Origin of the sequence: Staphylococcus cohnii subsp. cohnii, assembly GCF_002902365.1 — a bacterium.
Classification (GTDB): Bacteria; Bacillota; Bacilli; order Staphylococcales; family Staphylococcaceae; genus Staphylococcus; species Staphylococcus cohnii.
In genome coordinates this window covers 10033-16850 of record NZ_PPQC01000067.1, presented here as the reverse complement: position 1 = coordinate 16850, position 6818 = coordinate 10033, and the positions used below count along the sequence as shown (strand labels likewise).

General features: G+C 34.0%; 6 protein-coding genes and 1 pseudogene. 6 read left to right on the top strand and 1 reads right to left on the bottom strand.

What is annotated here, in order from left to right; genetic code table 11:
* Nucleotides 1–191 precede the first annotated feature (191 nt).
* The 6 genes from CD032_RS11195 (at nucleotide 192) to rihC (ending at nucleotide 5830) form a co-directional block, all read left to right on the top strand.
* The gene (locus CD032_RS11195; protein ID WP_103211494.1) at nucleotides 192–509 is read left to right on the top strand and encodes an immunoglobulin-like domain-containing protein; all 318 of its coding nucleotides are present in this window, start codon (nucleotides 192–194) and stop codon (nucleotides 507–509) included.
* A gap of 261 nt (nucleotides 510–770) precedes the next feature.
* The gene (gene qoxA, locus CD032_RS11190) at nucleotides 771–1892 is read left to right on the top strand and encodes a cytochrome aa3 quinol oxidase subunit II (RefSeq protein WP_103211493.1); all 1122 of its coding nucleotides are present in this window, start codon (nucleotides 771–773) and stop codon (nucleotides 1890–1892) included.
* Nucleotides 1892–3880, top strand: a complete 1989-nt coding sequence (gene qoxB / locus CD032_RS11185) for a cytochrome aa3 quinol oxidase subunit I (RefSeq protein ID WP_019468148.1) — start codon at nucleotides 1892–1894, stop codon at nucleotides 3878–3880. Before qoxA ends, qoxB begins: the two co-directional genes overlap by 1 nt.
* Nucleotides 3870–4475, top strand: coding sequence for a cytochrome aa3 quinol oxidase subunit III (gene qoxC, locus CD032_RS11180; RefSeq protein WP_040030508.1), 606 nt, complete (start codon nucleotides 3870–3872; stop codon nucleotides 4473–4475). The genes qoxB and qoxC overlap by 11 nt, the downstream gene beginning before the upstream one ends.
* Nucleotides 4472–4762, top strand: coding sequence for a cytochrome aa3 quinol oxidase subunit IV (qoxD, locus tag CD032_RS11175; RefSeq protein ID WP_019468150.1), 291 nt, complete (start codon nucleotides 4472–4474; stop codon nucleotides 4760–4762). Before qoxC ends, qoxD begins: the two co-directional genes overlap by 4 nt.
* Nucleotides 4763–4921: 159 nt before the next feature.
* Nucleotides 4922–5830 (top strand): ribonucleoside hydrolase RihC, encoded by a 909-nt coding sequence (gene rihC, locus CD032_RS11170; protein WP_040030507.1) that lies wholly within the window; start codon nucleotides 4922–4924, stop codon nucleotides 5828–5830.
* 607 nt (nucleotides 5831–6437) lie between these two features.
* Here rihC and CD032_RS13575 read toward each other — a convergent pair.
* Nucleotides 6438–6818 (bottom strand): annotated as a pseudogene (locus CD032_RS13575) (methicillin resistance protein FmtA); the annotation flags it as partial.

Below are 6818 nucleotides of genomic sequence, written 5' to 3'. Positions count from 1 at the left end.
TCACTCAATTTTGTTTAATTGATCTTATATTTATCAAAAAATATTACAATTAACTGAATTTTTTCAAAAAATTACCACTCACTTTACATTATTACGTTATATTAAGACTATAGTACGATGTAATTTCATTCAAAATAAAATATAGTATATTTAAGATAAAAATAAATGACGCTCATACGGAGGTTTACGTTATGAATAAATTAATGCAGTCATTATCAGCACTCGGTGTATCTGCAACACTTGTTTCACCTAATTTAAGCGCAGAAGCTACAGAAAATTCTATACCTGAATTAAAAGGAACAAACGATATAATCATTGATAAAGGAAATAACTATAATTTATTAAATGGTGTACGTGCCTATGACAAAGAAGATGGTGACTTGACGCACAAAATTTCAGTAAATGAAAATATAAATACAGAAAAAGAAGGAAAATATAAAGTTGAATATACTGTAGAAGATTCAGAAGGTGCAATGAATAAATCAGTAAGATATATTGATGTAAAATAATTTATGAATACATATGTCACGATAAAATTCGCATCTAATCCTTAAAATTTAGTGTGAATTTATCCTGTCGCCTAAAATATGACACTTTTCACAAAATGTACACATAATTTTAACAAATCTTTGAAAGCCCGTCAGACGTTGAGTTTGTTGGGTTTCTTTTAATTTTACAATAATTTTTTTTACACAAACACTTGTAAATATTGCGTAATATCTTAAAATTGATGGTAAGCCCTACAATTGTAGTATTAGGAGGTCAAAAAAGTGTCAAAATTTAAGTCTTTGCTTCTACTCTTTGGCTCACTAATTATACTTAGTGGTTGTTCAAATGTAGAAGTTTTAAACCCAAAAGGGCCGGTAGCAAGTGACTCGAAGTTCTTGATTATGTATTCAATCATCTTCATGCTTGTTATTATTGCCGCCGTACTTATCATGTTTACTCTGTTTCTATATAAATATAGATTACACAAAACAGAAGAAGCTGGTAAGATGCATCACAGTGCTTTAATAGAAACAATTTGGTTTATCATTCCGGTGATCATCGTTATCGCTTTAGCTATCCCTACAGTAAAATCACTTTACATGTATGAAGCTAAACCAGATAAACAAGACGATCCACTTGTTGTTTATGCAACAAGCGCTGGTTATAAGTGGTTCTTCAGTTATCCTGATGAAAAAATCGAAACTGTTAATCACTTAACAATACCTAAAGATCGCCCTGTTGTCTTCAAACTCCATTCAATGGATATGATGACAAGTTTCTGGATACCACAATTAGGTGGTCAAAAATATGCGATGACTGGTATGACAATGGATTGGACATTAACTGCTAGCGAAGAAGGTACGTTCCGTGGACGTAACTCAAACTTCAACGGTGAAGGATTCGCTCGCCAAACATTTGATGTCAATTCAGTAAGCCAAAATGAATTCAAGGATTGGGTAAAAGATGCTCAAAGTCAAAAGGAATTAGATCAAGATACTTTTGATAAACAACTTTTACCAACTACTGAAAATAAAAACTTAACTTTCAGTGGTACGCACATGGCGTTTGTTGATCCAGCAGCTGATCCTGAGTATATTTTCCATGCTTATGATCGTTTCAATTACGTACAGAAAGATCCTAACTTTAATTCACCTGAAGAAATTAAAGCGGATGTATTAGATAAACCTAATAAACCTGCACGTAAACCACAAATCACAAACGCAAACTATGAACGTCATGGTATGAAAGCTATGATTCTAGGCAATAATGAACCATATAATAGTGAATTCAAAGATGAAGAATCACACAATATGGACGAAATGGAAAAAATCTCAGAAGGTGCTAAAGATGAAGAAGCATCTAAAGCTGAGAAAAAAGACCATGAACATGGAGGTGGACATTAATGAGTTTCCCATGGGATCAATTACTCGTTCAAGGTAACTGGATGATTACAATGGCACAAATTGGTGCACCGTTTGCTATCATCGCAGTGATCGCAGTAATTACTTATTTTAAATTGTGGAAATATCTATACAGAGAATGGTTCACATCTATTGACCATAAAAAAATTGGTGCTATGTATTTAATCTGTGCTGTACTAATGTTCGTACGTGGTGGTATTGATGCCCTAATGATGCGTACACAATTAGCAATTCCAGATAATACATTCTTAGAAGGAAACCACTATAATGAAGTCTTTAGTACGCACGGCGTAATAATGATTATCTTTATGGCGATGCCTTTCATTTTTGGTTTATGGAATGTTATTGTACCTCTTCAAATTGGTGCAAGAGACGTTGCATTCCCTGTATTAAATAACGTAAGTTTCTGGTTATTCTTCTCTGGTATGTTGTTATTCAACCTATCATTTATAATCGGAGGCTCACCTGCAGCTGGTTGGACTAACTATGCACCGCTTGCAGGAGAATTCAGTCCAGGACCTGGGGTTAACTACTACCTTATCGCGATACAGATTTCTGGTATAGGTACCCTAATGACTGGTATTAACTTCTTTGTAACAATACTTAGATGTAAATCACCTACGATGAAATTTATGGAAATGCCAATGTTCACGGTTACTACTTTCATTACAGCATTAATCGTTATTTTGGCTTTCCCAGTATTGACAGTCGCTTTAGCACTGTTCACAACAGATAGAATCTTCGATACTGCATTCTTTACAGTCGCAAATGGCGGTATGCCAATGTTATGGGCTAACTTCTTCTGGGTATGGGGGCACCCCGAAGTTTATATTGTTATCCTACCGGCATTCGGTATTTATTCAGAAATCATTCCAACATTTGCACGTAAACGTCTGTTTGGTCACCAAAGTATGGTGTGGGCAACAGCAGGAATCGCATTCTTAAGTTTCTTAGTTTGGGTTCACCATTTCTTCACTATGGGTAATGGTGCATTAATTAACTCATTCTTCTCAATTACAACTATGCTGATTGGTATACCAACAGGTGTTAAAATCTTTAACTGGTTGTTTACGCTTTATCAAGGCCGCATTACCTTTGAATCACCTATGTTATTCGCATTAGGTTTCATACCTAACTTCTTAATTGGTGGTGTAACAGGTGTCATGCTTTCTATGGCAGCAGCCGACTATCAGTATCATAATACGTACTTCTTAGTTGCTCACTTCCACTACACATTAGTGGCTGGTGTTGTATTTGCTTGTCTAGGTGCTTTAATTTTCTGGTGGCCTAAGATGACTGGATTTAAATTGAACGAGACATTAAACAAATGGTGTTTCTGGTTATTCATAATCGGATTTAACGTTTGTTTCATACCACAATTCATTCTTGGTTTAGATGGTATGCCTCGTCGTTTATACACTTATATGCCAGAAGATGGATGGTGGATGTTAAACGCAATCTCTACTGTCGGAGCATTAATGATGGCATTAGGCTTTATGTTCTTAGTTGCTAGTATCGTATACAGCTTCTTCAAAGCTCCACGTGAAGCTACTGGTGATAACTGGTATGGCTTAGGACGTACATTAGAGTGGTCAACTGCTTCAGCAATGCCACCTAAATACAACTTTGCTGTTACACCAGATTGGAATGACTACGATACATTTGTGAATATGAAAGAACACGGTAGACACTACTTAGATAATCACAATTATTCTGATATCCATATGCCAAATAATACGCCAGTTGGTTTCTGGATGGGAATTTTCTTCACAATTGGAGGATTCTTCCTTGTCTTTGAAACAATACTCCCTGCAGTTATTTGCTTAATAGGTATCTTTGGTACTATGATTTACCGCAGTTTCCAAGTAGACCACGGTTATCATATACCAGCTTCTGAAGTAGCAGAAACCGAAAAACGCTTACGTGAAGCACGTATAAAAGAAAGGGAGGCTGTAAGTCATGAGTCATGATGCAAACACTATTGATCAACGTTCGCATGAAGGTAATTTAAATAGACTTGGCTTTTGGATATTCCTTACAGCAGAAGTCTCATTATTCGGTACGCTATTCGCAACCCTATTAACGCTTCAACATGGTGGCGACTATGGCGGTAAAATGACAACTGAAATGTTCGAATTACCCCTAGTTTTAATAATGACATTTGCATTATTAATTAGTTCATACACTTGTGGTATTTCTATTTACTATATGAGACAAGAAAAAGCAAAATTAATGACAATATGGATGGTTATCACTTTACTATTCGGAGTTGTGTTCGTAGGTTTTGAAATTTATGAGTTTGCTCACTATGTTTCAGAAGGTGTTAACTTAACTATTGGTTCTTATTGGTCTAGTTTCTTTATTCTATTAGGAACTCACGGTGCCCACGTATCATTAGGTATTGTTTGGATTACATGTTTATTAATTCAAGTTGCAATGCGTGGATTAAATAAAGATAATGCTCCTAAGTTATTTATAGTAAGCTTATACTGGCACTTCTTAGATGTTGTTTGGATCTTCATCTTTACTGCCGTATATATGATAGGGATGGTGTTTAGCGGATGAATACAATTGTAAAACACACAGTCGGTTTTATTGGCTCAATCGTATTGACTATTTTAGCAGTATTCGTAACCTTATACACATCAATGGCACTCAATGCTAAGATTACAATCATCTTTGGCTTTGCCTTTATCCAAGCTGCAGTACAATTATTAATGTTCATGCACTTAACTGAAGGTAAAGATGGAAACTTACAAGGATTTAAAGTTTTATTTGCGATTATCATTACTCTAATTACAGTTATTGGTACGTATTGGGTAATGCAAGGTGGACACTCAAGCCACTTATAATCCCAAAAAGACTTCTCGAAAGAGAAGTCTTTTTTTTTATTCCCGTATCAACCTCCCCTATGCCTTCAATCAATAATTTACTTTGTTACATTTCTTTCCACAAAAGATGTAAAATATAATTGATGATGTTATTTTTGCAATAGGAGGATTAGATAAATTATGAAACAACCAATTATTATTGATACAGACCCGGGCATTGATGATGCAGCAGCGATTAGCTTTGCATTAAACCATCCGGAATTTGATTTGAAAATGATTTCTACAGTCAATGGTAACGTTGGCATCGAAAAAACGACTGCTAATGCTTTAAAACTCAAACGTTTCTTTAATAGTGATATACCAGTACATAGGGGTGCTTCACAACCACTGTTATCAGATATTGTAGATGCAAGTGATGTACATGGTGAATCGGGAATGGAAGGATATACTTTCCCAGAAATCAATGAAAGTGATCTCGATTCTACACATGCCGTTGAAGCTATGAGAGATGTTTTACTCAAAAGTGAAACGCCCATCACACTTATTCCCATTGGCCCGTTGACGAATATTGCATTATTATTATTGACATATCCTGAAGTAAAAACATTTATTAAAGAAATTGTATTAATGGGCGGCTCAGCATCTCGAGGTAATGTAACACCATTAGCTGAATTTAACATTTATTGTGATCCCGAAGCTGCTCAAATCGTGTTTAATTCAGGTCTACCTTTAACAATGATAGGATTAGACGTTGCTAGAAGTTCTAGTTTAACCCATGACACAATTAATGAACTAAACTCTATCAACGATACAGGAAAGATGTTACATCAGTTATTCAAACATTATAGAGGAGACGATTTTGAAAAAGGGATTAATGTATATGATGCATACACATTGCTTTATCTACTACACCCAGAACACTTTGATGTACGAGAAGCTGATGTGCAAATTGAAACAGATGGCAAATTAACCAAGGGTGCTTCAGTTGTTGATTTCAAATCTCAATTTCCTAATACAACAGTAGTAATGTCCGTACAAGCAAATATCTTTAAGCAGATGTTTATTGATGCTTTAAAGTATTGTAAGTAAATTTTAAATACACAAAACGTTAGTAACATTAACATGCGTTCTCATAAAAAGGAGTAAGACAGAAATTTAATTTTATTAAAAGGATTTCGCCCTACCATCCCAACAAAGAGGACTAGAATTGGTAAAAATATAAAATGATTAACCAGGCTAAACCTCATGCTTAATTTCCACTAACTCAATATTTGAGAAGTGGGCGTTTCATTGTTAGTTCAATCATTCACTAACAATATAATTATATCTGAGATGAATCAATGAAGCTCTAGAATCCTTTTAAATCTTGACAGTTTTAATCGTGATTAAAAGTTCAAGTCTGGCGTTTTTCACGTATACGATTATCCAGTCAGCACCTTTCAAATCATAAAAGTAACTATTTTGTAGATATACAAAGATACTTTTCATCTAAGTAAATTCATAGATAAACTACTTTAATGAGAAATCTTAAATATAAGAATTTAACATTACTCTTAGTTTCCCCCTTAGGGGCATTAAGTTTTTTTAACATATACTATTTTATAAAAAGTAAAAACCGTCAATTTCTATAAAAACACGATAGAAATTGACGGTTATGTTTTAATCAGAGATATTTATACCCCTATCACTTAATTTTTCAATACAGCTGTTTCACTCTATTATAGTGACCACCTTGATGTAATAACTTAAAGTAAATATGTTTCATTTATATTCGTTATTGATTTTACTGTTGTCATAATTTGTTGCTAATACAATTACATAATTATCATTAAAATATACTGTGAATATATTACCGAAAAAGATACCATTAATTCTATTTTTATCAGCAAATGAATAAAACCCATATCGATATGGTTTAGGATATTGTGTAGTTAAACTTTCATGAATAAAAGGCATGGTGGTTGTTGCATCAAAAATTCTATTATCTTGCAAATTCAATACAACTTTCCCCATATCATAAGGAGACATATAAATGTTACCTGCCCCATCATATTGATTTAAAATATTAGGTTTTTGA

Bases quoted from the DNA above. Each gene is read 5' to 3' on its own strand.
- CD032_RS11195 (WP_103211494.1), top strand. From the start codon at position 192: ATGAATAAATTAATGCAGTCATTATCAGCACTCGGTGTATCTGCAACA.
- qoxB (WP_019468148.1), top strand. From the start codon at position 1,892: ATGAGTTTCCCATGGGATCAATTACTCGTTCAAGGTAACTGGATGATT.
- qoxC (WP_040030508.1), top strand. From the start codon at position 3,870: ATGAGTCATGATGCAAACACTATTGATCAACGTTCGCATGAAGGTAAT.
- qoxD (WP_019468150.1), top strand. From the start codon at position 4,472: ATGAATACAATTGTAAAACACACAGTCGGTTTTATTGGCTCAATCGTA.
- rihC (WP_040030507.1), top strand. From the start codon at position 4,922: ATGAAACAACCAATTATTATTGATACAGACCCGGGCATTGATGATGCA.